The sequence below is a fragment of the Vibrio sp. B1FIG11 genome (genome assembly GCF_905175335.1).
GTDB classification, from domain to species: Bacteria; Pseudomonadota; Gammaproteobacteria; order Enterobacterales; family Vibrionaceae; genus Vibrio; species Vibrio campbellii.
This window is the reverse complement of sequence record NZ_HG992752.1, coordinates 1,678,386-1,704,876: the sequence shown is the minus strand read 5'-3', so window position 1 is coordinate 1,704,876 and position 26,491 is coordinate 1,678,386. Positions and strand designations below refer to the sequence as shown.

21 protein-coding genes and 1 pseudogene are annotated in these 26,491 nt (G+C 44.7%); 13 read left to right on the top strand and 9 right to left on the bottom strand.

What is annotated here, in order from left to right:
• Positions 1-315 precede the first annotated feature (315 nt).
• On the top strand, positions 316-1,035 hold the full coding sequence (locus KHO06_RS24255; protein ID WP_045407945.1) for a beta-ketoacyl-ACP reductase: 720 nt from the start codon (positions 316-318) through the stop codon (positions 1,033-1,035).
• A 262-nt stretch (positions 1,036-1,297) separates the two neighbouring features.
• Here the strand turns inward: KHO06_RS24255 and KHO06_RS24250 are convergent, their stop codons facing one another.
• Genes KHO06_RS24250 through KHO06_RS24240 form a run of 3 tightly spaced genes read right to left on the bottom strand, consistent with a single transcriptional unit; the run spans position 1,298 to position 7,163 of the window.
• Positions 1,298-2,308, bottom strand: a complete 1,011-nt coding sequence (locus tag KHO06_RS24250) for a hypothetical protein (protein WP_212582730.1) — start codon at positions 2,306-2,308, stop codon at positions 1,298-1,300.
• Positions 2,308-6,693 (bottom strand): PAAR-like domain-containing protein, encoded by a 4,386-nt coding sequence (locus tag KHO06_RS24245; protein WP_212582729.1) that lies wholly within the window; start codon positions 6,691-6,693, stop codon positions 2,308-2,310. The genes KHO06_RS24250 and KHO06_RS24245 overlap by 1 nt, the downstream gene beginning before the upstream one ends.
• A 17-nt stretch (positions 6,694-6,710) precedes the next feature.
• The gene (locus tag KHO06_RS24240) at positions 6,711-7,163 is read right to left on the bottom strand and encodes a hypothetical protein (RefSeq protein ID WP_244858422.1); all 453 of its coding nucleotides are present in this window, start codon (positions 7,161-7,163) and stop codon (positions 6,711-6,713) included.
• A gap of 581 nt (positions 7,164-7,744) precedes the next feature.
• Between KHO06_RS24240 and KHO06_RS24235 the strand changes: the two genes are divergently transcribed.
• The 9 genes from KHO06_RS24235 to KHO06_RS24195 all read left to right on the top strand — a co-directional run bounded on the left by KHO06_RS24235 (position 7,745) and on the right by KHO06_RS24195 (position 17,548).
• A complete protein-coding gene (locus tag KHO06_RS24235; RefSeq protein WP_012130179.1) occupies positions 7,745-7,987 on the top strand; it encodes a helix-turn-helix domain-containing protein in 243 nt (80 codons plus the stop codon).
• Between the two features lie 278 nt (positions 7,988-8,265).
• Positions 8,266-8,859 (top strand): tyrosine-type recombinase/integrase, encoded by a 594-nt coding sequence (locus KHO06_RS24230; RefSeq protein WP_085343577.1) that lies wholly within the window; start codon positions 8,266-8,268, stop codon positions 8,857-8,859.
• Between the two features lie 188 nt (positions 8,860-9,047).
• Positions 9,048-9,452 (top strand): DUF6088 family protein, encoded by a 405-nt coding sequence (locus KHO06_RS24225; RefSeq protein ID WP_021018080.1) that lies wholly within the window; start codon positions 9,048-9,050, stop codon positions 9,450-9,452.
• Between the two features lies 1 nt (position 9,453).
• Entirely contained in the window at positions 9,454-10,395 is a 942-nt protein-coding gene (locus tag KHO06_RS24220) for a nucleotidyl transferase AbiEii/AbiGii toxin family protein (RefSeq protein WP_212582727.1), read from the top strand.
• A 19-nt stretch (positions 10,396-10,414) separates the two neighbouring features.
• Complete coding sequence (locus KHO06_RS24215) at positions 10,415-11,932, top strand: type I restriction-modification system subunit M (protein ID WP_212583431.1); 1,518 nt, start codon at positions 10,415-10,417, stop codon at positions 11,930-11,932.
• Entirely contained in the window at positions 11,922-13,160 is a 1,239-nt protein-coding gene (locus KHO06_RS24210) for a restriction endonuclease subunit S (RefSeq protein ID WP_212582726.1), read from the top strand. The genes KHO06_RS24215 and KHO06_RS24210 overlap by 11 nt, the downstream gene beginning before the upstream one ends.
• 80 nt (positions 13,161-13,240) lie before the next feature.
• A complete protein-coding gene (locus tag KHO06_RS24205) occupies positions 13,241-16,585 on the top strand; it encodes an HsdR family type I site-specific deoxyribonuclease (protein ID WP_212582725.1) in 3,345 nt (1,114 codons plus the stop codon).
• 2 nt (positions 16,586-16,587) lie between these two features.
• Positions 16,588-17,364 (top strand): SprT family zinc-dependent metalloprotease, encoded by a 777-nt coding sequence (locus KHO06_RS24200; protein WP_212582724.1) that lies wholly within the window; start codon positions 16,588-16,590, stop codon positions 17,362-17,364.
• 10 nt (positions 17,365-17,374) lie between these two features.
• Positions 17,375-17,548, top strand: a complete 174-nt coding sequence (locus KHO06_RS24195; protein ID WP_212582723.1) for a hypothetical protein — start codon at positions 17,375-17,377, stop codon at positions 17,546-17,548.
• A 282-nt stretch (positions 17,549-17,830) separates the two neighbouring features.
• Here KHO06_RS24195 and KHO06_RS24190 read toward each other — a convergent pair whose 3' ends face one another.
• The 3 genes and pseudogenes from KHO06_RS24190 to KHO06_RS24185 form a co-directional block, all read right to left on the bottom strand.
• Entirely contained in the window at positions 17,831-19,036 is a 1,206-nt protein-coding gene (locus KHO06_RS24190; protein ID WP_047476302.1) for a DUF3103 domain-containing protein, read from the bottom strand.
• 256 nt (positions 19,037-19,292) lie between these two features.
• Positions 19,293-19,450, bottom strand: a pseudogene (locus KHO06_RS26840) (haloacid dehalogenase); the annotation flags it as partial.
• A gap of 58 nt (positions 19,451-19,508) precedes the next feature.
• Positions 19,509-19,913 (bottom strand): DUF2007 domain-containing protein, encoded by a 405-nt coding sequence (locus tag KHO06_RS24185; RefSeq protein ID WP_212582722.1) that lies wholly within the window; start codon positions 19,911-19,913, stop codon positions 19,509-19,511.
• Between the two features lie 257 nt (positions 19,914-20,170).
• On the opposite strand from KHO06_RS24185, the gene KHO06_RS24180 reads away from it, so the two are divergent.
• Positions 20,171-20,698, top strand: coding sequence for a GNAT family N-acetyltransferase (locus tag KHO06_RS24180; RefSeq protein WP_212582721.1), 528 nt, complete (start codon positions 20,171-20,173; stop codon positions 20,696-20,698).
• Between the two features lie 84 nt (positions 20,699-20,782).
• On the opposite strand, the gene KHO06_RS24175 is transcribed toward KHO06_RS24180, so the two are convergent.
• Entirely contained in the window at positions 20,783-21,316 is a 534-nt protein-coding gene (locus KHO06_RS24175) for a dihydrofolate reductase family protein (protein ID WP_212582720.1), read from the bottom strand.
• A gap of 99 nt (positions 21,317-21,415) precedes the next feature.
• On the opposite strand from KHO06_RS24175, the gene KHO06_RS24170 reads away from it, so the two are divergent.
• Positions 21,416-21,982 carry a TetR/AcrR family transcriptional regulator gene (locus KHO06_RS24170; protein WP_045380114.1) on the top strand — a complete coding sequence of 189 codons (567 nt, stop codon included), beginning with the start codon at positions 21,416-21,418 and terminating at the stop codon, positions 21,980-21,982.
• A gap of 215 nt (positions 21,983-22,197) precedes the next feature.
• Positions 22,198-23,058 (top strand): glutathione-dependent disulfide-bond oxidoreductase, encoded by an 861-nt coding sequence (gene yghU, locus KHO06_RS24165; protein ID WP_038890748.1) that lies wholly within the window; start codon positions 22,198-22,200, stop codon positions 23,056-23,058.
• Positions 23,059-23,244: 186 nt separating this feature from the next.
• On the opposite strand, the gene KHO06_RS24160 is transcribed toward yghU, so the two are convergent.
• Together KHO06_RS24160 and KHO06_RS24155 are read right to left on the bottom strand one after the other, a co-directional pair.
• Positions 23,245-24,438, bottom strand: a complete 1,194-nt coding sequence (locus KHO06_RS24160) for an ISL3 family transposase (RefSeq protein WP_212583430.1) — start codon at positions 24,436-24,438, stop codon at positions 23,245-23,247.
• A gap of 246 nt (positions 24,439-24,684) precedes the next feature.
• Positions 24,685-26,292 carry a BCCT family transporter gene (locus KHO06_RS24155; protein WP_212582719.1) on the bottom strand — a complete coding sequence of 536 codons (1,608 nt, stop codon included), beginning with the start codon at positions 26,290-26,292 and terminating at the stop codon, positions 24,685-24,687.
• Positions 26,293-26,491: the final 199 nt, after the last annotated feature.

Here is a 26,491-nt window from a genome sequence, read left to right as displayed (position 1 = left end):
CAGGTTTATTGTGACTTTGCTGCATAATCTAAGAATTAGTTTCATGAGCTCTAAATGAAAGGCGAGTTATTCAACAAACAGCGCACTTTTTACACCACCATATCGACAGAACGGTGACGGAAACCCGTTATTTTGCAAACCATCATCAAGTTGTCTTGATTAGTTCACATCCGCCTCCCAGACTGTTCCTATAGTTTGAAGTAAATATGAAAGACCCTGCGTATGAGAAGCGCAGCTGTAACGCGGCTAGGCATAAAAACAAAAAACGCTAGGGAAAAAGCGAATTTGTAATCTCAACATTTAAGGAAGACCAAGATGAAAGCGGAAAAAGTAGCAGTTGTTACTGGTGCGGCTCGTGGTATTGGCCAAGCGATTTGTGAGCAATTACTGGAGGATGGATTCCACGTAGTCGGGCTAGACATATCGCCTGTGGAATGGAGCCAGTCGGCGCAGCTAAGCAATTATCAAGTCAACTTGTGCGATGCAGCAGCCGTCAGCGAAGTGGTAGACAGTATCGTAAAGCAGCATGGTAGAATCGATGCGCTGGTTAACAACGCCGGTATCACGCGTGATGCCTTGCTGCCAGACATGCTAGAGCAAGATTGGGACAGTGTTATCGACGTAAACCTAAAAGCGGTGTTCTTGCTCACTCAACGCGTCGCGCCTGTGATGCTAGAGCAGGGCGCAGGCAGTATTGTCAGCATCTCTTCTATTGTGGGTACGGATGGCAACATCGGCCAGAGTAATTACGGCGCAAGTAAAGGCGGTGTTATCTCGATGAGCAAAGGCTGGGCGAAAGAGTTATCAAGAAAGGGCGCGCAGATCCGCGTCAATTGCGTTGCTCCGGGCTTTATCGCTACCGATATGACCAAGAACCTACCAGAAAAAGTGATTCAAATGATGGAGGGCAAAACCCCATTAGGTCGAATGGGCTCAGTACAAGACATCGCCAATGGCGTCTCCTTCTTAACCTCCGACAAGAGCGCCTACATCACAGGCCAAGTACTCAAGATTGACGGTGGGTTAGTGCTTTAACCTTCAACACTCAGCCTCAAATAACAAACGCCCTTTACTTGTGTGAAGGGCGTTTTTGTTGGGGGGAGTTAATTGAGTTGCTGGCTAATATTTGCCCCTTTATTGTTTTCGAGCATGACGACACGTGTGGCTATTGTCTATACACGCCATACATGTCCATAATGTTAATCGTGACTTTATATTTAGGCATTGTGAATATATATTCTGGAAGGTAAGTTAGTCCTGCCGCACCAACTTACCTTAACGAGATTACTCTCAAACCTCAAATCGCATGACCTCTCACTCGGTTCGTTTGGTAGTGGGAAACAAGATCATCTTGAGCTGCGAGGGCTGCTTCAACACGCTGTTCAAAGTTATCCGGCTTTTTATCCTTGCGTAAGAAGTATTTTGCTGGCTCCCTTGTAAATGACTCACCTGTAATCACTGCTTCTTTGCCATGTTCCATAAACGCTAAGATTTGAGCTAATGGGTAAGTCATATCACTCTCTCGATGAAAAGAAAGCTTTCCGATATCAATGCCCACGATCCCCATCGGTCTATAGCCCGTTTGTTTTTTGTTTTCAAACTGCAACACGATATTTAAGCCAAGGTGATTTTCTAATATCCCCATTTTGTCAAATGACGCTGCGCCAACCCTTCCATGCCGCCACGAGTAGACAATCTGCCGGTTTCTATCAAAGTAAACTTCCGCGTCTTGAGGTTTCAACAAGAAAAGCAACCACAAGCCTAAAGATAAAGCGCCCATGAAAGAAAAAAGGCCGATACCGAAAAGGAAATGATCTAGCTTTCCAAGTTGCTTAAGCGCTCTCATGTGTGTAAACAATGACACATCACCGTCTTGCTCAAAATAGACACTGTAGGCTTGAATTTGTTGTTCTTCCTCTATAATCCAGTGTTTAAACTTAATCGCTTTTTCTTTATTTCCTTCTTTTTCAGCTCTCTGAGCCCACTTATCGTAATCTGTTCTCCTTTCTTGATGAAAATCAATCATACGAGCTGCCCCAGCTTTGTGAGACTCAAAATCATATTGGTAGCGAGAATCGTAGATAAAATACAGGGTCAACACGGTTAGCATCAGCATCCATGGGACGATAATGGTATTGCGGCGAGTATGGTAGCCAGTCCTTAACGTCAACAGATTATCATTGACCCTCATAAAAGGTTCGAGTGGGTCTTTCATCGGAACAACGATCACTTCTGCTCGAAATTGCGCCCACCACTTTGAAAAAGGTTGCGCTTTTGTTGTGAATATTCCTCTAGAGCCGCGGTTCATTATTTTCCCCAAGGTGTAGTGTTTGGTTTTTCATCAAGCATGCCTATTTGACTCGTGCTTATGTAGCCGCTGTTAGTTAAATAGCGTTTTGGCACCACAGTGTTTGGTGTCGGTTCGTAACACCAGATCAGACGAGCCGGATGCGAAAACTCGACATTAACCGTGACATGCAGACCGTCCTCTTTGGCGATACATAACGTCCTATCTTCAAATGCCGCCGCCAACGCACTCCTGAACTTTTCGGTCATGGCCTTATCGGGCTCAGGTACTGAATAAGCCGCGTATTTGGCATCATCCAGTTCACGATAAATCGAGCCATGCAGTTGAGATACGTTCATTTTAAAATCCGGCAAGACGAATACGTAACTGAGATTGTATCGATACGGCTCTGAGCCATAAGGACGAATACTGCTGTCCACGATAGTGAGTTTGGGTGCGTAAAAATAGTTTAAAAACTCCTGAGACTCGATGTTCAATGCCACATCAAAGTACTTAATGTTATCAGATGTCACAGCCTTGTTGTTATTAGATGTCACAGCGGTGATAACATCCAGCCTCTCTTGAACAGTATCAATGTCTTCTTGCTTTTTAAAATCATTCCAAAACGGGTAATACTCACTTGTTCCCCAGAAAGAGCTGTAGAGCAAGTTTTCAAAACTATTTTTGCCAAATCGGTCTATCTGATATGCGCTAAATAAAAGCCCTGTAAGACCAACGAAGAGCAATACGGCTCCAACAGGCCCCCCGACGGCCGAAAATGCAACCAATAGACTGGAGACGCCACCGGTCAGATAGCCTAGAGAAGCTTGTTTATTGCCTGACCTATAACTAGTAAAAACATCCCAGAAGTAAACAAATGACATTGCCACGTTTGCACCGACAACAAGTCCTTTTATCGGCGCTGCCGATAGACGCGTATCTAAACGCTGACTGTAAGCTTGTAAACTGCGCACTCCGAGCTTTTCAGCTAACTGCTTACTCATATTCGGTAACTGCTTTTGAAGAGCAAGAAGCGCCCTCTCAGCTTCACGTGCTGCAATATTTACTCCCTTAGCACTGTACTGACTGAGAGTAATACTGTCTGCGGTGATCGCCGCGAGCGTGGACAACATTTTCACCGTACGATACGCATATTCTTTGTCATCATTGACGGGGTCGAGTGTATCGAATTGTGTTTGAGCCAAAAGATCATTGATGGTACTCACATTTGCTTGATACGACCAATAAGTCAGCCCTAAACCTGCACTTTCTTTTGCGAAATGGAGAAGTGTTTTGGTAGGGAGCCTATCGGCCAGCTTTTTGAGCCATTCAGGTGCTGATGCTGTTGGCTCTGCTTCCAGTAATTCAAAAATACGTTGCTCTGATTGGTTTGCTTTCATTTCAGACCAATTGAGAAGCTTTTCGCCAAAGTGCACGTTTGATTTGATTGAGCTTTTTTGACCTGTTTGTTTATCGATTAAGTTTTCGATGTCATCGAGCGCCATGTTGAGTCGATTCCCCGTAAACCGAACCCCTAATAAGGCATCAAATAATGATGGTAAGGTTGCTCTATAAAAGCACTCTAACCCAGAATTTCCCAGTAACTTAGTGCCATGAGTGAACTCAGCTTGTATACGAGCCAAGTAATTACCTATCGAAGTTAATACTGGAGGTACAGCATGATGCCAATTTATTTGATCTTGGGGCTGAAGAAATACGATCTGAATGGCCTTCAGAGAAACTCCCCACACCTTATCTAATGGGGTGAGCTCTTCTGTATGAAAGGCTTCACCAACCCATCTATCCATGTTTTCAATGCCTTCTTCACTTGCGGTCACGCCTTCAAAAAGCGAACCAAGAAGGAGCAGCAATTTACCCATCTCAGCTGCAGGGTCGATAATGCCTTGCTGACGAATATCAAAGTAGTGTCTTAGATAACAAGTAAGCGAACCAACCTCATCTTCAGCGCCTTTACCCGCTACAAAGTAGTCCATTATAGTAAGTAGTTTTTTACGTTGATTTCTTTGAGTAATTGTTTTTTCTTCATAACCTGTGAAAAACTTCTCAAGGGCTCCTAATTCAAGGTTTTCCTCTGCTGCTTTCTTAACTTCTGGAATATCGCTTTCAAGACATGACTGTGCGTACTGTCCAATCGTCAAAGGGTATTGGTTGACATTGACATAGGCTTGTTGCTCAGCGACATTTTTCGAGATAACTTTGGAGATATCGCGCTGACGACCAACTGGGTCAAACAAAGCCACCAATGTGCCGTCTTTATGCTCGCTATGGCTTTTTTGCATGGTTTCGACAATGCCTTCAGCCGCAAGGTGATAACTTACTGTAGAGGTCGCTAAATCAAGGCCATGGGGCATCGGCTTCGCGCTGTCTTTGTCTGCCAACCACTTTTCATCGTTATTGCGGTAATCTTCCACCAAGGCGCTGAGGTTGTCTTGTGTTGCCGCTTGACTAAACTCGGTTTGCGGCGCAGTTAAATCCACCTGCTGCATCGCTTTTTTACGCAACTCTTCATCGCTGTTCATGTTATCAATGATGGCGGCAGACCATTCGTGCTCAGAGTAAACGATGGAAATCTTTTTCGCTTTTGGCGTCACAAACGCAAAAGGATAGAACGTGGAGCCCGATGAGGTATCGAGCGTTAAACCCTCTTGAGCGTTTTCTTCATTGGTGAAATAGTATTTCTCAAACTTTTCAATCACACCGGTCGGCGTTTGGGTTTGCGCATATTTGAAGATGTGAAAAGGCGCGGTCTCTTCTTCGCTCTCTTCTTTGATGTACAACCAGCCCTCACGTAGAAGGCGAAGTAGGTAGCCACCGGTGTCTTTCAGCCCGGTAGCTCCGCTCATTTCTGTCATGCTCGGCGGAGCTTGCGCTGGCATCAATTCGTCAAAGAAATTCGCGTAGCCATAGCGCACCGGATAAATCGGAATGACATTCTCAATCACGCCAGCCACTTCGTTCATGAATGGCTCGACCGTGTCGATGGTTTTCGTGGTGTTGACAACGGCTTCAATCGATTCACTCTCAATCGAGTGTAAGTCGTCTGCCGCTTTGATGACCTTTACGTTATCTGTGCTCGCCAGAAGCTCGCTGGCTTTGGTTTGCATTTTATTGAACACACCAGAAATGAGGTCGGGTAGTAGCTTCATGTACGAGCTTAACGTATCGATGTGCTTATCGAACACATCCTCAGACAGGTATGCGTATTGCAGTTTGCTGGCTTCATCACGTAAGAAGGTTAACCGGCTTTTCAGCTTGTTAAGCAGCGCGTCGAGTTCACTATTGATGCTCTTTTCTGCTGCTTGCCAATCGTAGTCAGCCAAATAGGTTTGTGGGTTGCCTTTACCTCGCGCACGCATGTACGCCAGCATTCGATCAGTGGTCTCATGCGGTGCTAACCTCAGCAGTACCGACAGTAGTTCTCCTTCTTCTAGAACTTGAGGCAGGGTGTAAGCGAGCAGCGATTCAGTGGTATGCGGCAAGGGTTGATCAAGGTTGCCAATGAGTGCATCACAGGTCTTTGATACATCGAATGTTGTATCTGGGTGATAATGGGTAAAGTGCTGAATGACCTCGGCACTGACCATGTCTTGGAAATAGCGATCGCTACTCAACGTTTGCCCAATACTGCCCCAAGCCGTGCCAACAGTCTCAATTCTGGTTGGCTGCCAAAAGCCGCGTTGACCTTTGGAAGCGATATTGAAAAAATCATCATCCGATTGGCTGTCTACATGGCGAGGGTTCTCGCGACGAATCGGAGCCACCACAAACGGGTCTTGACTCTCTTCGACCAGCAGCTTGACTTTCCCCCCTTTGAGCGGGTCGGCATCACTGCGCCCTTTATCATCCAAAGTGGCTTCATATACCGTCGAACCTTGCTCATCACTGAGTTTAAATGGCGCATTCACCAGCCGTTGACCGTTTGGGTGACGCACACAAACGTCCATGATAAAGGTCTCTTCAAGATCTTCTTCGACCGAGAAAGATGGGTTCTGCACGCCGAAGCACATGGTATTGCCATTGTTCATGGTCATTTGATCACTTTGGCGTGCCACTCCTTTTCCTTCGATAAGGACATTCGAAGAAGACGTCACAAACTCCGCTTCTCCTTCAATGGTTCCTGAACTCACGCCTTTTTTATCGCCAGCGGCATCACCAGTACTTTTTGAGAACTGACTGCCTTGCAAGGCAATACTGTTGCCACCATCGGCTGTGACACTGGTTGAGCCGTCCACCAAATCGGCGGATTTAGCGTTATTGCCGTACGGAATAGGAACGACAGGCTTTCCGACTTTGGTTAAACAAACGTCCGGCACAGACGCATTCGCTTCACCGCCTGAGCCTTTATGAACGATACTCAGCCCATTAGCGCCGATGGTTGATGCCATAATTTTTTCCTTTTCAATCAGTTTAAACGCACTTTGGTCGCTTGAATTTTTTGTAATTTATCTGCCGAAGTATTGATGTTTTGGGCGGTGGTTTTAACCGTGCCACTTTTCGCCGTCATTGATACTTGAGTCTCCCCTGAGCGTAGGACGACACTTTCATCTCCTTGAACAACCATGTTTTTGGCTCGGAGTATCAATAGGTCTTCCTCTAGTAGAGAGGTGAAGATGTCAACAAGGATAGGAAGGCTAAGATCGCCATCCATAAAGTTGATTTGGCAGTTCAATTGGTTATCAATAGCGAGATCTATGTCAGGAGCTTTAAACGCTCGACCTATGACTGCCCATATAGGCTGACCGATTGGATTCCCGTGAAAATTGACTTTAACGCGAGATTTATCTGAGTGAACTTCATAGACTTTACCGATCCGTGGGTAGACCTCTTTTGAAGCATCAGGTTGCGACGATTTCATTGCTGTTTCCATAAACCAAATAACTTTGGATTCTAACAATCGAAATGAATCAAGGCGCTTATTCTTTATGCGGGGAAAAAGTGATTCGCGGTAGTGAATTGCACGATATTTCCTTTTCAAAGCACTTTTCGCGCTTTTAAAGCAAAGGAAGGGGTCGTTATTTTGTGATTTTAACCTTGCACGTCAGACCTTGTAAAAGTGTGACTCAGGTAACAATTAGAGTGTTGGCTATCGCGGTAAGAGAAATCATCTTAATCTATGGCACGGATGAGCACTCTGTCTACAAAGGCTGTGATCTTACTCTCAACCCAATTAACAAAAGATTTAGGGAACTTTCTTGTTAATTCGGACTCCGAGCTTATTCATTTTCTATACAGCTGCGCTTAATTCATGAGCTTTGACGGATACTTCGAAAAAATACAGCGAAAAATGAACGCTACGAGCTCATTAGAGGCACTGGTAGTCTGGCGAAAAAGGATCAACATTGGTAATTCTGGTTTGCCCTACAAAACTCAACAAGGGCGCTTAATCGCACATTGCTATACATCGTTCAAAGAAGAAAAAAGTAAGAGGAAAAAAGTATGACGACTTTGATAACGCGGGATGAGGTAGTTCAATGTGTGAAACAAGAGCTTGAATTGACAGGCATTGCAGATAAAAAGCATGCAGCGCCCGATCTCAGCCAATTACTACCAGAAGTGAAGTGCACGATTGTCGAAGTGCTCTTGCTGCATACCCGAGGCAATCAGGCACAGGCCGCACGAATGCTTGGAATGAATCGTGCTACATTGCGAAAGATATATAAACAAAGCCTTAAACGATGAATGCTACCTATTAGCAAGAAGCGGCTTTTGCAAAACCTGCCAATCGCTACATTAGAATGGTACAAAAGCCGCCAAAGAGAACAAAACGTCCTTTATTCTTCCTCAAGATGCCTCATCGAAAGTCTTGGACGGATTTAAAAAGGCACCAAGAAGGAAAGCGAGACTAGAGTAGCCACAACCAACCGTCAAGCATCTTCTTAATTACCAGCACCACTTCTTCTGTATACCATCCACTAACCTTACTAAGGCCACTTCTAAACTTAGACTGGAGGTCAATTATGTGGACGAAGAAAGGTCATCTAACTGGGCAGAAAAAGCCTTTCAAGCTTGAAGACATATGGCGAATTCGTACTCGGCTCGAAATCGAAGAAAACATCATGGAACTCGCCTTGCTGAATCTCGCCATAGATTGCAAGTTACGATCATGCGATTTACTTAGAATGAAAGTGAGAGACATATCTTCTGGTGGTGTTATTCAAGACCGTGTGCTCTACAGTCAAAGTAAAACGGGGCGAGAGGTGCAGTTTGAGATCACTTCCCGTACAGCACAATCGTTAGCACAGTGGATCATGAAAAGCCAAATTACCGCGTCAGATTACGTGTTTCCTAGTTCTAGAAAGCAGGGTAAATCCATGAGCTATAGCCGTTATCTAAAAATCATTCGTCGTTGGGCAACAAAACTTGGCTACGACTCATATCAGTATGGTACTCACTCAATGCGCCGAACGAAAGCAACACTCATTTATGCACGGACAAAGAACATCCGTGCGGTTCAATTATTGCTCGGACACGTAAAACTCGACAATACCATTCGCTATCTTGGTGTTGAAATAGAAGATGCATTAAAGATCTCTGAGAATACCGACTCTTGAACTAGGTCAGCATTTGCTATTGGTAATGGCTGAATTAGAAGCGCTTTACTTAAAGTTATTTATTTACAGTGACTTACTTTATTTTAGGTGTATGGCGATGCCGTTTTTCTTCATTCTGTCATGCCGTATCTATTCCTTGAATGTACACGGTCAGTTATACTGCTGTTATTGTACGTAAGGAGGTTCAAATGACAGCAGCAGACCGCATTTATCAAAAGATAAAGCGTTCAAGACGTTATGTATTTGAACGCAAAGACTTTGATGGATTTGCAAGTTACGACCAAATAGGTCGGGCCCTGAGGCAGCTTGTGCAGCAAGGTGAGTTAATGAAGCTTGGCTATGGCTTGTATACCAAAGCAAGAATCAATAGCCTCACTGGCAAGCCCATGCCGACTAATCCGGGAGGGACCGATGCCCTTATGCGAGAAATTCTTAAAATGAAAGGCGTTGATTTTGAGATGGATAGTCTATCGCTGCAAAGTCTTTCAGGCACGAGTACCCAAATTCCATCTTCTATTCAGTATTCATGGGACCCAAAACAGTTTAATCGCAAACTGGTGGTCGGTAGCCGTGTGCTGAACTTACCAAGTTAGTATGAATACACTAAAACAACAATTCCTTGAGGTTTCCGATGCGCTTGAGCTCGGAAACCCAGCCATCATTGAAAAAGATTACTGGGTCGTGACTTTACTGGCTGAGCTAGCGAAAGTTTGTCCTGAGCATCATCAAATGGTGTTTTCTGGCGGCACTGCGTTGGCGAAATCAAACGTTAAAATTCTAAGAATGTCGGAAGATGTGGATATAAAACTCATCCCCAACCCAGCATTTGATGAACTGAGTCGAGCGAAAAAGAAAGCCGCGAGAAAGGCATGTGTTAACGAGATTGAACAGGCGCTCACCCAGTCAGGGCGATTTAACGTTGAAACGCGTTCTGTGCGAGATGAGTACCGCTACGTCGAGTTTGAACTTAAATACCCGCAGCAGTTTAGTCAAGCGCCCTGCCTGCGCCCCATCATCAAGTTAGAGTTAATCGAAACCATTCCATTACTGGATGTGGAGTCGCGCAGCATTCAATCTCTGGTAGCAGAGTTGTACCAACAACCACAAGAAGTGAGTGCATTTGATTGCGTCTCTATCCATGCCACATTGGTTGAAAAAATTATTTCAATGCTGCGCCGTACCATGTCGGTAAAACGCAATACGGAGCGAAGCGATGATGTTGCTTTAGTTCGCCATATTTACGATGTTCACTGCATAACAAAGCTCTCAATGCCAGAACTCGACTCGATTGACGGCCTATTCAAAGCGGTATTGGCAGAAGATATTGCCCGCTTTGGCAATCAACATGCCGAGTTTGTTGCCAACCCCAAACAAGAGCTACAACTTGGCCTTAAAGAGCTTGAGGAAAATGCAATATTCCGCCAACGCTTTCAGGACTTTGTCACGCCAATGGTGTTTAACACCGAACCCCATGATTTTGATACCTGCTTTGCCTCATTTAAACGCATTGCAGCATCGCTAATTGAAAAAATTTAACGCTATTCGAGATAACTTAATGCCAAACTCTACTATCAACCAAGATGAAATCAACAAAGCCGTCTGGTCGGCGTGCGATACCTTCCGTGGCACCGTAGACCCATCTATCTACAAAGACTTCATCTTGACCATGCTGTTTTTAAAATACATCTCAGATGTACGCCAAGACAAAGTGGAAGAACTCACCACCCAGTTCGGTGGCAACGCCGATATGGTTGAAGCCATGCTTGCCAGCCAATCATTCAAAATTCCAGCAGGTTCAACCTTCTGGGATTTGTATGATGCACGTAATACCGCAGGTAACGGTACTCGTATTGACCAAGCATTGCATGCGATTGAAGAAGAAAATGGCACCAAGCTAAAAGGCGTGTTCCAAGACATCAGCTTTAACACCGATAAACTGGGTGATGAAAAGCAAAAGAACGACATCCTACGCCACCTATTGGAAGACTTTGGTAAGCCAACGCTAAACCTACGTCCAAGCCGTGTTGGTTCGTTGGATGTAATTGGTAACGCCTACGAATACCTGATCAAACACTTTGCCGCTGGCAGCGGTAAATCGGCAGGTGAATTCTATACCCCACCAGAGGTATCGGATCTGCTTTCTATCATCCTAGAGCCACAACAAGGTGACAACATTTGTGACCCAGCGTGTGGTTCAGGCTCATTGTTGATGAAGTGTGGTAAGCAAGTTCAAAAGAACTTTGGCGGTTCTAAGCAGTATGCCTTGTTTGGTCAAGAAGCGATTGGCTCAACATGGTCATTAGCAAAAATGAACATGTTCCTGCATGGCGAAGACAACCACCGCATTGAATGGGGCGACACCATTCGTAACCCTAAGTTGCAAGATGCTAATGGTGGCTTACTGCACTTTGACGTAGTAACCGCAAACCCGCCATTCTCGCTAGATAAATGGGGGCATGAAGATGCAGAAAGCGATCACTTTGGTCGTTTCCGCCGTGGCGTGCCACCAAAAACCAAAGGCGACTACGCATTCATCTCACACATGATTGAAACCCTGAAACCAGAGACAGGTCGTATGGGCGTGGTTGTGCCTCACGGTGTGCTATTCCGTGCATCTTCTGAGGGTAAAATCCGTAAACAGTTGATCGAAGAAAACCTGCTAGATGCGGTGATTGGCTTACCTGAAAAATTGTTCTTTGGTACGGGCATTCCAGCGGCAATCTTGATCTTCAAGAAGAAGAAAGACACCAACGATGTAATGTTCATTGATGCGTCGCGTGAGTTTAAATCTGGCAAAAACCAGAACGTTCTGACGGCAGAAAACATCGACAAGATCGTGAAAACCTACCGCAGCGGCGACAACGTGGATAAATACGCATACGTGGCAACGCTCGATGAGATCCGTGAGAACGACTACAACCTGAATATTCCTCGTTACGTCGATACCTTTGAAGAAGAAGCGGAAATCGATTTGATGGCTGTGCGCAGTGAGCGTTTGGCGCTACAAACTGAACTAGCCGATCTAGAAGCGGAAATGGCGGGCTACCTAGAGGAGTTGGGTTATGGTGCCTGATATTGAACTAAAGCCATTAGGTGACATTACCCATATAACAAAACTAGCAGGTTTTGAATATACAAAGCACTTTGATTACTCCGTCGGTGGAGAAATAATTGCATTGCGAAGTATGAACATTAGGAATGGTCAAATCGACTTATCTGAAATTCACACTATACCGAGAGAGGTTTCAGATGCCTTACCTCGTTCAAAGCTAAAAAAAGGAGATATTGTTCTAGGGTATGTTGGCTCAAAGCTAGGTAATTTAGCAAAAGTTGAAGAAGATGAACGATTTCATCTAGCTCCTAACGTGGCCTTGATACGCCCGAATAGTAATATTGACAGTGACTTTTTATTGCAATACATGCAGGCTCCATATTTTCAATCTCGACTGTGGGCTTTTGCAAGCTCTACAGGACAGCCAGCGTTAAGTATGACGAACGTTCGAAAGTTACCTGTAATTTTATGTTCAGTAAAAGAACAACGCAAAATCGCCCAAATCCTCTCGACATGGGATAAGGCGATTGCAAGCACTGAAAAACTAATTGATGCCAGCAAGCAGCAGAAAAAAGCCTTAATGCAGCAGTTGTTGACGGGTAAAAAGCGTTTGATTGATCCTGAAACGGGTAAAGCGTTTGAGGGGGAGTGGGAAGAGGTTAAATTAAAGCAGATTGGTAAATGTATAACTGGTCTTACATACTCTCCGAATGATGTAGTTGACGAAGGTACTCTAGTTCTTCGTTCTTCCAACATTCAAGGTGGTAAATTATCATTTTTAGATAATGTATATGTTTCATCGCATATTAAAGAAGAGTCTAAAACTAGAGTTGGTGACATCTTAATTTGTGTACGAAATGGCAGCCGTAACCTTATAGGTAAGAGTGCTTATATTACTGATAAAGCAAGTGGTCAAGCACATGGTGCGTTCATGACAGTGTTCCGTGGTAAATATGCTGAGTTTGTTTTTCAGTTGTTTCAAACGGTTCAGTTCCATCGCCAAGTGAATAAAAACTTGGGTGCAACAATTAACTCAATCAACACAAGCGATTTACACAAGTTTAAGTTTGATTTTCCAAAAGATAAAAATGAAATAGAAAAAATCGCCTCAGTTCTCACCGCTGCCGATAAAGATATCGAATTGTTAGAAGCTAAGCTCTCGCACTTTAAGCAAGAGAAAAAAGCATTGATGCAGCAGTTGTTGACGGGTAAGCGTCGTGTGAAAGTTGCTGAAACCGAAGCCGCCTGACGATCGCATCTTTTGACTACCGATACAGGGCTTGTTTAACAAGCCCTGATAAACAATAAGAACAATGTCATAGGCTGAGTATGGAACCATTATCTCCCAGTGTACCTAAGCATCACGCACCGAATTTCAAAGAAGAACAAAGCGCAAAAATCCCCGCGTTAACTTTGCTCACTAACCTTGGCTACCAATTTATTCCGCCAAGTGAATGCATGGCAATGCGAGGCAACAAAACTACGGTAATCTTGCCGAAAATCTTACGCAAGGTACTAAGCTTCAAAACCTATTCATTTATGGGTAAAGAGCGCCATTTATCGCAGGCTGCGATTGATAAAATCGTGCAAGAGCTGGCTAACCCTGCGATGAATGAAGGGCTAAAAGCGGCCAATGAAAAACTCTATAACGCGTTAACTTATGGTATTAGCGTCACTGAGTTTGTAGATGGTAAAAAAGCTAACCCAACCATTCAAATCATCGATTGGGACACGCCTGAAAACAACCAATTTCATTTCACCGAAGAGATGGAAGTCGAGAATGCTCGTGGGACAGGTAAACGCATTCCTGATGTGGTCTGTTTCGTTAATGGCTTGCCGTGGGTCGTGATAGAGGCCAAACGCCCTGATAGCAGCATCAATGGCAAACCCACCATCACCGAAGGTATCTCACAAAACATCCGTAACCAAAAAGTGGATGAAATTCCTCACCTGTTTGCTTACAGCCAACTGTTGTTGTCCATCAATGGTCATGATGGCTTATACGGTACATGCGGCACACCTGAGAAGTTCTGGGCGAAATGGAAAGAAGAAGAAATCACCGAAAGCACCTTTGAACGCCTTAAGAACACGCCACTGAATGACGCGCAACTGAATGCGATTTTCAGCCATCGCACGGCTGCAATCAAAGACGAATATCTATCACTGATTGCTGGCGGTGATTTGGTGGTGACAGACCAAGATCGCTTATTGGTAACCTTACTGCGCCATGACCGCCTACTAGAGCTAACCCGTTTATTTACCCTGTTTGATAAAAAAGCGGGCAAGATTGTTGCGCGTTATCAGCAAGTGTTTGGCATCAAAGCCTTAGTGGAACGCATCATCTCTTTTGATGACAAAGGCGCACGTAATGGCGGTGTGATTTGGCATACCACAGGTTCGGGTAAGTCTTTCACTATGGTGTTTTTGTCAAAAGCTCTGATTTGGCTTAAAGAGTTAGCGAAATGCCGTGTGGTGGTGGTAACCGACCGTGTGGATTTAGAAGATCAGCTTGCTCGTACCTTTGCCTCTGGCGGCGCACTGTCAGATAAAGACAAAAAAGAGGCAATGGCAACCACTGGCAAACGCCTTGCAGAACAAATCGGTAAAGGCAATGAGCGTATTATCTTCTCGATCATCAACAAGTTTGGTACGGCGATTAACCTACCTGAATGCTACAACGATAGCCCAGACATTATCGTATTGGTGGATGAGGGACACCGTAGCCAAAACGGTGAGAATAACATCCGTATGCAACAAGCCTTGCCGAAAGCCGCTTATATCGGTTTCACAGGTACACCTCTGCTGCAAGACGATAAAACCGAGAACAAATTCGGTAAGATCATTCACTCTTACACTATGCAGCAAGCCGTAGAAGATGGCACCGTTACGCCGCTGTTGTACGAAGAACGTATTCCCGATCTGAGCACCAACGACAAAGCCATTGATGCCTGGTTTGATCGCATTACTGATTCGCTATCTGAAAAGCAACGCAGCGATCTAAAACGCAAGTTCGCGCAAAAAGGTCAGATCTACCAAACCGAAGGACGATTAGAGTTAATCGCGCACGATATTTCTGATCACTTCCAGAACTTCAAGCAGCAAGGTTTGAAGGGACAACTGGCGTGTGATTCTAAAGCCTCTGCGATCCGCTATAAGAAGCTGCTCGATCAAATCGGTAAAGTTACTTCAGTGGTAGCGATGTCGCCACCTGATACCCGTGAGGGACACGATAGCGTCGATAGTGAAAGCACCGATTTCGTACAAAATTGGTGGAAAGCCAATGTCATCGATCAAGGCTGGTCAGATGAAAAAGCCTATACCAAGCATATCATCCAAGAATTTGAAAAGGACGAAGGTCCCGACATTATGATCGTGGTCGATAAGCTGTTAACGGGCTTTGATGAGCCTAAAAACACGGTGCTCTATATCGACAAGCCATTAAAGCAGCACAACCTTATTCAAGCCATTGCGCGAGTTAACCGCTTACATGCGAAAAAGCAATTTGGTTATTTGATTGATTATCGAGGCATCCTTCGTGAATTGGATACCACTATTGAGAAATACCAAGATTTAGCTGAGCGTACCCAAGGTGGCTTTGATATCGATGATCTCAAAGGTTTATATAACCGCATGGATACCGAATACAAGAAGTTACCAGGTTTGTATGATGACCTTTGGGCAATTTTTTCTGGAGTGAAGAACAAGCAAGACGGTCAAGCATTGCGTCAGGCTTTGGCACCTAAAATTGATACCATTTACACTAACGACAGCGATGGTCAGCTAACTGATACCAACTTAAAGCTGCGTAATGATTTTTATGATGCGCTGACAGCGTTTGCTAACTGCCTAAAAGTAGCGCTTCAATCAGCTACTTACTTTGAAGATAAGAGCTTTGATGATAAGCGTCAGCTTTATAAAAACACGTTGAAATCCATGAGCCAACTGCGCCAACAAGTACGTGCTGATGCAGAGGAAACCGTGGACTACGACGAGTATTCAGAAAATATTCGCGCCATGTTAGACAAGCACATTGCAGGTGTGTCGATTGAAGAGCCAGAAGGCGCTTATCTGGTTGGTAACATGGGTAAAGATGCCAAACCAGAGCAAATGACCGATGATGAAGCCAAAAACAAAAAGGATGTCATCACAGGTCGTGTAACCAAGATGATTGAGCAAGATTTGGCGGATGATCCGTATGCGCAAGAGTATTTCTCTAACTTGTTAAAGCAAGCCATCGAAAAAACCAAGGAGATGTTTGACAGCCCTGTAAAACAGTACCTTCTGTTTGCGGACTTCGAGCAGCAGGTTAAAGATCGAGAGGTAGCTGGAATGCCGACTGATCGCTTTGCAGAACTTGATCCTAAAATCAAACGTCATGTTCAAGCTTACTATGGTCTGTTCTTAAAACATGGGTTGCTAAAAGAAAATGGGGGAGATCCGTTACCTCTAACCGAAGAGCAGTGCTTTCAGTATGCGTTAGACATTGATGGCATTGTGCGTAAAGCGGTTGCCGAGTTTTCAATTAACCCATCGGAGATTGAAAACCAGATCCGTTTAGGGCTGCTGCCACTGCTGTTCGCGGATGTGGGTATCGACAAAGCGCAAACTATTATTACAGATGTCATTCAAATCACCCGTCTTGGCCTGTCTGGTAACAATACGTCAGGTCACTAAGTATGACTTCTGTTAACCATAAAGAAGGCAATATCGAGGAATACAGCTTCATCTACGGTGATGAAGCGGTTACCTATGAAGTGATCCGCAAGGTATTTGCTGAAGGCAAGAAAAAGAAAATCACCATCCGAGTGCATCCAGATTGTCGAGTGGCTGTCACAGCGCCTCAAGACGCGGAGAAATCCGCAATCCATGAGGCGGTCATGCAACGCGCTCAATGGATTTGGAATGCATTGGTAGAGTTTCGAACTCATTTAGAATATGTGCAAACCAAGCACTACGTGAGTGGTGAGATGCAATTCTATCTAGGGCGTCGCTATGTGTTAAAGGTGGTTGAAGACCAAGATGCCATTTCTAACGTGAAGATGGAACGAGGCAAACTGTTAGTCACGCTCAACCGCTTCAATGAAGATAAGCCCAAGCTCGTTAAAGCACTGGTATCTGGTTGGTATGGTGTGCGTGCCGAGCGTGTATTCCACGAACGTTTGGCTGAACTTCTACCGCAAGCAACGTGGGTAGAGGGCATCCCTTCATTTCGCATTATGCCGATGCAAAAACAATGGGGAAGCTGCTCAGCCAAAGGAACCTTGATGCTCAACCCTCACCTAATCAAAGCCCCCAAAGAGTGCATTGATTACGTGATCCTACATGAGCTTTGCCACATCGCGGAATACAACCATAGTGAACGCTTCTGGCGCTTATTAACCAGCGTGATGCCGAGCTGGAAAGAAGTGAAGAGCCGTTTAGATGGGATGGCGGAGTTGTATTTGAATGAATAAGGATGACTGAATGAGATGTCCTACTTGTGAAAAACAAATTGGCTGGGATTGGCTCGAAGATGAGTGTATTGAACCCAATGAAGAATTTGAGTGTCCTCACTGTAATGAAACTTTGCGTTACGAGGTTGATGAAGGCACATATCTTGGTGCCCAACATATAACGATTGAAGTTGTGGATGATTAAAAGTGCGCTACTAACTATTCTGAGTATTAAGCAACCTACAGAGTGAATAGCTATTCATCTTCATAAGTGGCTTCTGTATTGGTTCGAGTAAAAAACTTCAGGGAATAGGTGCTTTACTCTAAGTAAAATTTGTCCAAAAACGTGTCCCATCAAACACTGAAATCGATGATAAAAAGCCCTTCCTACTTCTAGAAAGGGCTTTTTCTTTCATTCTACCTATCTGGCTAGGCGCCATTCGATACAGAATAGCGAGTCCTACTGGCCAAAGTAATGAACCTAAAGTTACTCAGTAGGCAATATGGTGACTGGGGTGAAAGATGCCACCGCGTTGCCACCTGCGCCAGGGCGGTCAACATAAGGGGTCTTCTGTAGTAGCGTGTAGTACACGTCTACAAAGTCATCATCGTTAACCAAGATATTGTTTGGAATCAACTCAATGATTTTGCTGGTGATCTGCGGGATGATCACATAACCCTGTACCTCTGGATCAGGGATCATCTTCAGTACTTCTTCTGCGGCTTTGACCAGCAGTTTTGCAAGCTCTTTATAGTTCGTGCCGTCATCGTGCTCCATCAGAATAATGTCTGCTGCGCCCCAGCGGTAACGAGGCCAAAAAATGATGGTTTGATTTGGGTAATAGGTTTGCTTGTCGTAATCCAGATAAGGCATTTCAACTAGGTCAATCTGCGGTTCTAAACGGCTGGCATCAACGCCCGTTACGATCGCGTAGATTTCGGCTTTACCTGAGATCCAAGGCTCTCTATCCACCGCTAAACGAATCTTCGTAAGCTGAGTCGTGTTGAGTTCTTCCGGTTCTGATTCGGATATAGAGTGACGAGCCTTGCCGATTAGAGGTTGTTTTTGAGTGTTGTCGGCACTGTTTTTACCTTCGGCATTAATTTGGGTAGTCATGCCTAGCTGGTTCAGCTCAGCTTGCATCGCCATCAGGCCCGCTTTGAGCTCTTTGGCGCCATCACTGTCAATCACGAAGACAGGGACGTCCGGCATTTGGTAGACGTCTAACTCATGAACTTGCCCGTACACGTCATACGCTTCAATGTATTGCCAATCGGCATCGTCACCGGATGGTTCGAATGCGAACAGCGGGCTCTTACCATCCTTCCAAGCGTCAATCATGGTTTCATCAGCCATGCGGATTTCAAGAACGGAATCACTGAAGTTATTGATACCTTTCATCTTGCGATAGCTAAGATCGGCTTTTTGCATCTCGCTTGAGAAGGTCGAGTAGGGCTGAGCTGAATTTAGCTTGTCTATCGGCATCGATAAACTCTTTTCGGTGATCTGAGCTTTCAAAGAAGACTCAAGATCGGCGTAGCTGGCACTTATCTGCAATGCTAACGATTGTTTTTGCTCAGCGACGTTGGTTGAGGTTAATGATGAGGTAGTTGTGTTGATGCTGTCTGCATAGGAATGGAAGCCAACCACCGTGGTAGCAAGCGCCATACTGATCGAGAATGATGGTCTCATAAAAAGTCCTTATTTTAATTTTTATCACTAATAGAGTATTTACCCTACAAGGATCAACCTATCAATTTCGTGAATGTGTGAAAAACTTCGCTTGGATTTTTTGTTTCAGTGTGCAGCACAAGATCTCAATTTGATTAAATTTTATAAAATTTATTGAGTGCTAGCTTGATATTTCATAGTTTATAAATTGGTAAATAAGGGATTTGTGGCGTTATTAACTGCTGAATCTGTCTGTGTATCAGTTATCGGAATCGTTTTATGAAACTGCTAGACAATAAGAACCATTGTGGTTTTTGATCACCGTTAGGTGCCCAAAGCCTTGCACGATAAGGTCCGCATCTTTTAGTTCATTTCTCTATGGCTAGTGAGTAGCGCGACCGTAAAGCATCCAGCTCTTTTCGTTGATAATACGCCGAGGGGGAATGTTTGAATGCTAATTCAAGATGGGAGAAGGTAGCATTCATACCATGGCTCAAAGTTGCTCGCTGAACTCCCCACACTGATTGCATTTGTAGCCTTGTTTATAGAAAAACAGTGGAAACCCTAACAATATGAACACCAGAAATGCAGGTCGCTTTCCTTTTGTGTGGGCGGATAGATCACTACTTCCACAATGAGGGCAAAGGTCTTTTTTCTCTCCAGCGACTACGGAGAGAGTTTCAAGGCTTTCAGAAAAGTCACAACTCAGGATCTCGGTTGCTTCCTCAAAGTCCTCTTCCGAAACCATTAAGCGAACACCACCAATAGCGTTGGAGTAGAGCCATTGTGTATTCACGGTATGCTCATCGGCGATAAAGCTCTGAATACCAGCACTTTCAAGGTTTGCTTTGGCGATATGTGCTTCATGGGGAAAAGAAAACCTCGCTACGACAATCATGAACTTCTCCTTGTTGTATGACGTTGACTGGACAACTTTTTGTCTTATTTTGGATGGGCATTGTGCCGTGTTAGGTTATCCATCTCAATGGTAAATGAATAATATTTTCAATAATTTAAACTTATTGCATATTGATTAAGTTGCTACTAGGTTTTAATCCCTGACCATAGTACCTTGTGGGGATGCCGGAAGCGTGGTAGACGCTGTTTATTACCTGTTTAGTTAGGCGTTATATTTGATTTAGGAAAAAGGTAAGTATGGAAATTACTTTTCGACAGATAAACATGGATGACGATTTCGAGCTATGTGTTGCATCTAGGAAGGATGCGTACTTTTGCAGCTTCGGACACTATGATGGCTTCGAGGACTTCATCAGCGGCTATCGTGAACGAGTCTCGGAACGATTAGCGACATCAGGTTGGTTCTACATTCATATATTTGTGGATGGCGAGTTTGCAGGGCAACTCGAGTTTCGTAGCTTTTCGCCCGAGCCGGACACGGGCTATGTGCACCTTATTTATTTAAAACCGAATTTTCGTGGATTAGGGCTTGCCCCTAAAGTGCAAGAGTATATCGTCAGAACGTTAAGCCAGGCGGGGTGCTTGCGTGCGGTACTTTCTGTAAGCCGAACGAACACGAGAGCACTCACTTTTTATAAGCGCAATGGTTGGGAGTTCGCGCGTCGGAACCCGAAACATGATGAAACCGACTTCTATCAACTTTGGATAGGTCACACGGGTTACGTTGAGTCTGGATCAAATGGACTATCTGGCGCAAAGCGGTAACAGCAGGATAGGTTCGAACATTGGAAAGGCGCTTTTCATCTATCAGGAAGGGCGCCTTTCTTTTGTTCTAGCTATCGCGGCAAACTACCTTTCACGTACGTAAGTGGTTTTAACCAAGGTATCTAGCACCACCTCGCTTTTCGTGAATTTAAAGTTTAGTGGCTGTGCTAAGTCACCAAACAACGGTGCGCCGCCGCCAAGTAGAATAGGGAAGCGAGTGATCACCATTTCATCAATAAGATCTTCTTTGAGGAAGTTCTGAATTGTCACACCGCCGTCGATGTAAAGCTCGTTAAAGCCTTTCGCATTCAAATCAGCGAGTACATCTTTGAGCTCACCTTTTACTAGAAATACTTTGTCTTCGTAGCCTTGTGGTACTTCCGTCATGGTATTGCTGAGTACGAAAACGGGTTTGCTGTATGGCCAATCGCAATCAAAGCTCAGTACCACATCTAAGGTATTACGCCCCATCACCAAGCCATCAATACGCTCCATCAGTGAGAAGAAGCCAGTATCAATGTTGTCTGGATTTGGTACGGATTGTAGCCAGTCGAGTTTGCCTTGTTTATCTGCGATGTAACCGTCCAGACTGGTTGCAATAAATACGATATTTGCCATGAGTACCTCATCTAAGTGGTGATGCTTGAGCCAAGCTAAAGGTTGGGTTAAAATTAATTCTACAATGTAGAATAATGTTGAGTTTATCGGGAAGATCAAATGTCTGTCAACGAAAAGAAACGCGGAAGACCGACCGCAAAGCAGTCGCAGCTAAGTGCAGAAAGCATCTTAGAGTCGGCTAAGCTATTGATGAAAAAAGACGGAAAGGTACCAAGCATTCGTTCTTTAGCGACTCAACTGAATGTGGATCCGATGGCGATCTATTACTACTTCAAAAATAAGAATGCCTTGCTTGAAGCGCTCACCACATCGCTGGTGGAGGAAATTTATCAACCACTGAGTAATGAAGATTGGCAAGGTGAGCTCAAAAGCCTGTGTGTTAGTTATATCGATCTCTTGCGTGAGTACAACGGGTTGTTGCAAACCATGTTGAGCATGACATCTCATGGCCCTGCGCAAGTATTCACCGAGCGCTATCAATTGATCGTTCAGCCTTTGGGCTTATCCCAGCAAGTAGAAAAAGACAGCTTAGATCTATTGGCGGATTACCTGCACGGTTTTGCGCTATCGATAAGCTGCTGCCACGATGCTAGCTTGATCAAAACCGAGATGATGGATGGGCCGCTGGCTCTGATCTGTTCTTCATTATTGGCATCTCGAACCTAGCTCACATTAACGCGCTGTTTTTGCTTATATCGTGAAAGAAATTCCCATAACCAAAGGTTCTAACTAAAAGAGATGGCAGGACTTTTATTTGGCGAATTCGACCTAATATCTTGGGTATGTCCAAAGCCGATGGCGAAGGGACGATTTTAATGATGCTTGCTGGCGCGCTAGAGCCGTCAGTTTGAAGATGCATTCAAACGCAATAAGGGATAACAATGACTAACGAATACATTCCACCAAAAGTTTGGACAAACGATAACGAAAACGGCGGTCAGTGGGCGAGTATCAACCGTCCGGATTCTGGTGCTCGTCATGAGCAAGAACTTCCAGTTGGTGAGCACCCATTCCAGCTTTACTCAATGGGTACACCAAATGGTCAGAAAGTGACGATCATGTTTGAGGAGCTTTTGGCGGCAGGCGTAACAGAAGCAGAATACGACGCATACCTGATTAAGATTGGTGACGGCGACCAATTTGGCTCTGGCTTTGTGTCCGTCAACCCGAACTCTAAAATTCCGGCTTTGGTAGACCGTTCAGGCGCTGAGCCAGTGAACGTTTTTGAATCGGGTAACATCTTGTTCTATCTAGCCGAGAAGTTTGGTCACTTCCTACCAACAGAAGGTGCAAAGCGTGCTGAGGTAATGAACTGGTTATTCTGGTTGCAAGGTTCTGCACCATACCTAGGTGGTGGTTTTGGTCACTTCTACGCATACGCGCCAGAGAAGTTTGAATACCCAATTAACCGTTTCACGATGGAAACAAAACGTCAGCTAGACGTACTAGACAAGCGCCTTGCGAATAATGAATTCCTAGGCGGTGACGAGTACAGCATCGCTGATATTGCAACGTGGCCTTGGTACGGCAACCTTGTGCTGGGTCGTGCTTACGATGCGGCTGAATTTTTAGACGTAGCAAGCTACAAAAACGTTGTGCGTTGGGCGAAAGCGATTGATGAGCGTGAAGCCGTGCAGCGTGGTCGTATCGTTAACCGTGCATGGGGTGAAGAGTGGGAGCAAGTGGCAGAGCGTCACAGCGCAGCAGACATTGATGCGGCACTGGCGAAAAAGCCAGAATAATCTCGCTTTCTCAGTAAACAAAAAGGAATGCTTCGGCATTCCTTTTTTGATCGTTTCAAAGTGAAACCACGTAATAATTGGTGTCATAGACCTGACGTTGTTCCAGTGGTGAGTTAGTATCCCTTAACCAATAACTCATTGCTTTATTTGCCCCGACTCTTTTTTTGTTTGGGGCTTTTTTATGGTTCATCGCGGCTTTCCGGGGAAAGCCGCTTTTATCTTTAAGAAGAAGTAATCAGTATCTCGATAGCCATACCCCATCCGCTTGATTAACTTTATCTTGTTATTTATCCCTTCAAGCGTACAGGTATTCAGCGGGTAGCTTGCTGAAGCAGTGATCCCATGAAGGTATGGACGAAGCTTTCGAGCGAACTCTTTGAGTGGCTTAATTCCACTCTCATTCACTTGCTCCCACCATACCTGCCATAAGTTTCTAGCCTGAAGTTCAGAGCCACAACGCCACAGTTCCTTTAATTGCGCACCCAGTAAGTAGGTTGTCATCAAGTCCTGATTCATATTCAATATTTCTGTGAGGTAGCTTTCCTGTTGTGTATTTAAATTATCCTTATTTTTCAATAACAACCAGCGAGAACGCTTGACCCATTGTCTTGCTTTTTTATCCTGTTTTAGCTTATTGGCTTGGTCGACTCTCACTCTATCCATCACTTCTCGACCGAACTTAGCTACAACGTGGAACAAGTCATAAACAATACGGGCATTTGGGCAATGCGCTTGGACTTCAAGGTCAAAAGCCGTATTCATATCCATTGCTACTGCTTCGATATTTTTGCCATGCTCACCTAGTTGTTCAAAGAACGGTCGAATATCCTTGCGGCTACGACCCAGTCCTATCCAGATAACCTGATGACTTTTCGCATCAGCAATGACCGTCGCATAGCGGTGTCCTTTAAAAATGGCAAACTCGTCCATGACGAGTTGCCTTAATTCACCCCATTTAACTTGCGGCACTACCTGTTGAAGCCGACGCTTATCTATCTCTTTGATTGTGTGCCAATGAACGCCTGCCACTTGGGCTATATGTTTAATGGGTAGCAGAGGTAACAACTGTTCTATATAGCTTCGTAGGCGGTTAGTGATACGAGCATAAGGTTCCAACCAAGATAGCCGTTCTGTTTTAATGCCGCAGTGACTGCACTTGATGCGTCGGGTTTGAATGGATAGTTCAACGGGAGTTCCTAACAGTGTAGCTTCCTTCACGTTACGCCATTGATACTCATGTATGGCTTGAGCTTTAAGTCCGCACGGACACTTAGCGATAGAGTTAGGTTTGAGAGTGAGCTTTATTAACGAAGCAGTCTGATGAGACTTTACTATATGAAAGCCTTCCCAGAATGAAGATAGGAAAGTATGATTCGACATGAAAACGGTAGTTTGTGTAGGTTTTGTTTGGCGATAAAACTCTATCACTTACTACCGTTTTTGTTTTTAGTTCCCGCTTATCCGCGATGAACCTTTTTTATGTCCTAAGTTCTGGCCTTAAGTGTTGGTTGAGTACCTGCTGAGCGTGGTTAGCAAGATACAAAAAAACGAGCGCCAAATAGACGCTCGTTTGTTATCTCAACCTTCGATGAGCCGTATTGTTATACGTTTCTGCTCAAGGATGAATTAGGCGACAGACGCCTTCTGCGCTGCGTTTTGATAGGCAGGTAACTCAGACCTTAACCCTTTAATCAGGCTCACACACATCACTAACAGCACCAAAGTGAATGGCAAACCTGTCGCGACAACGCCAGATTGCAACGCTTGCAGTGCCTCTTTACCACCAATCCAGAGCATAACGGCAGCGATAGAGCCTTCAATACATGCCCAGAAAATACGTTGTGGTACTGGTGCATCAATCTTACCGCCGGCAGTGATGCTATCGATAACCAATGAGCCAGAATCTGATGAGGTGATGAAGAACACCAAAATCAGGACGATAGAAAGTACTGAGATGATCGAGCTAAACGGCATCGCGTCATAAACGTGGAATAGAGTAAGCGAGATATCCGTTAATCCATTGGCACCCAGTTCGCCGACTTTGTTCACGACTTGATCAAGGGCGATACCACCAAAGACTGCCATCCAAACCAGTGTAACGGTAGTTGGAATGACGATAACCGCGAAGATGAATTCGCGAACGGTACGACCTTTCGATACGCGCGCGATGAACATTCCCACAAATGGTGACCAAGATACCCACCATGCCCAGTAGAATACTGTCCAGCCATGCATCCATTCTGTGTCTTCACGACCGGCAGGGTTACTTAGCGGTAAAATATTCTGTGCGTACGCGACAGCGGTATCCCAAATGGATGTTGTCGCAATATCGAAGCTAATAAACATCACAAAAGCCAGCAGCGCGAACGCAACCGCCATATTGATGTTACTTAGTAGTTTGACCCCTCCATCGATACCTCGAATCACAGACAGCACTGCAATAAAAGTAACGAAGGCGATAACAATCATTTGCGTACCAATGCCACCTTCTAAACCAAATACATGGTTAATACCGCTGGTGGCTTGTTGCGCACCTAAGCCCAGAGAAGTCGCGAGACCAAATAGCGTTGCGAGTACCGCTAGAATATCGATAACGTGGCCTAACCAACCCCACGCGCGATCGCCAAAGATAGGATAAAACGCAGAACGCAGAGAAAGCGGTAAACCTTTATTGAATGCGAAGAAGGCCAGCGAGAGTGCAACAATGGCGTAAATCGCCCAACCGTGGATGCCCCAGTGGAACATGGTGGCGGCCATCGCGAGTGATTTCGCTTCTTCCGTGTAAGGTTCTACATTGAGAGGGGTACCAAACCAATTGGTAAAGTATGCCGTTGGTTCTGAAACACTCCAGAACAACAAGCCGATACCCATACCCGCAGCGAAAAGCATCGACAACCAAGAGACGGTTGAATGTTCCGAAACGGCGTCTTTACCGCCGATTCTGATCTTACCCAGAGGAGATAAAAGAATCGCGATAGCGAATAAGATAAAGAAGTTTGCTGACCACATAAAGAACGAGTCGAAGTCTGAAATGATGCTGTTCTTTAAACCATTTAAGGCGTCACGAGCAGTAGCAGGGTCAACAATGAGAAGAGAAGCAAGACAGAGAAGAACAAGACCAGCACTAATTCCGAATACTGGATTGTGGATATCAAATCCCCATTTTTGAACGTTATCTTGACCAACCTGATAGTCGGTAGTGTCGATACTATATTTTTTTAGTGCATTATCCATAAATACAACATATACGCTTTTTTAAATGTGCTCTTCTTGAACAAGAAAAACACTAAAACCGCCCTCCAATTATTTTGAGTTCAAATTAAAAAATGCGACGCGATCATAGTGTTTTGTGTAAAACAATGCAACTCAAAGGGTTTTTTAGGCGTTATTTCGATATTTGGCAGGCTTTTATATGAAAAATGCAACGATGTGT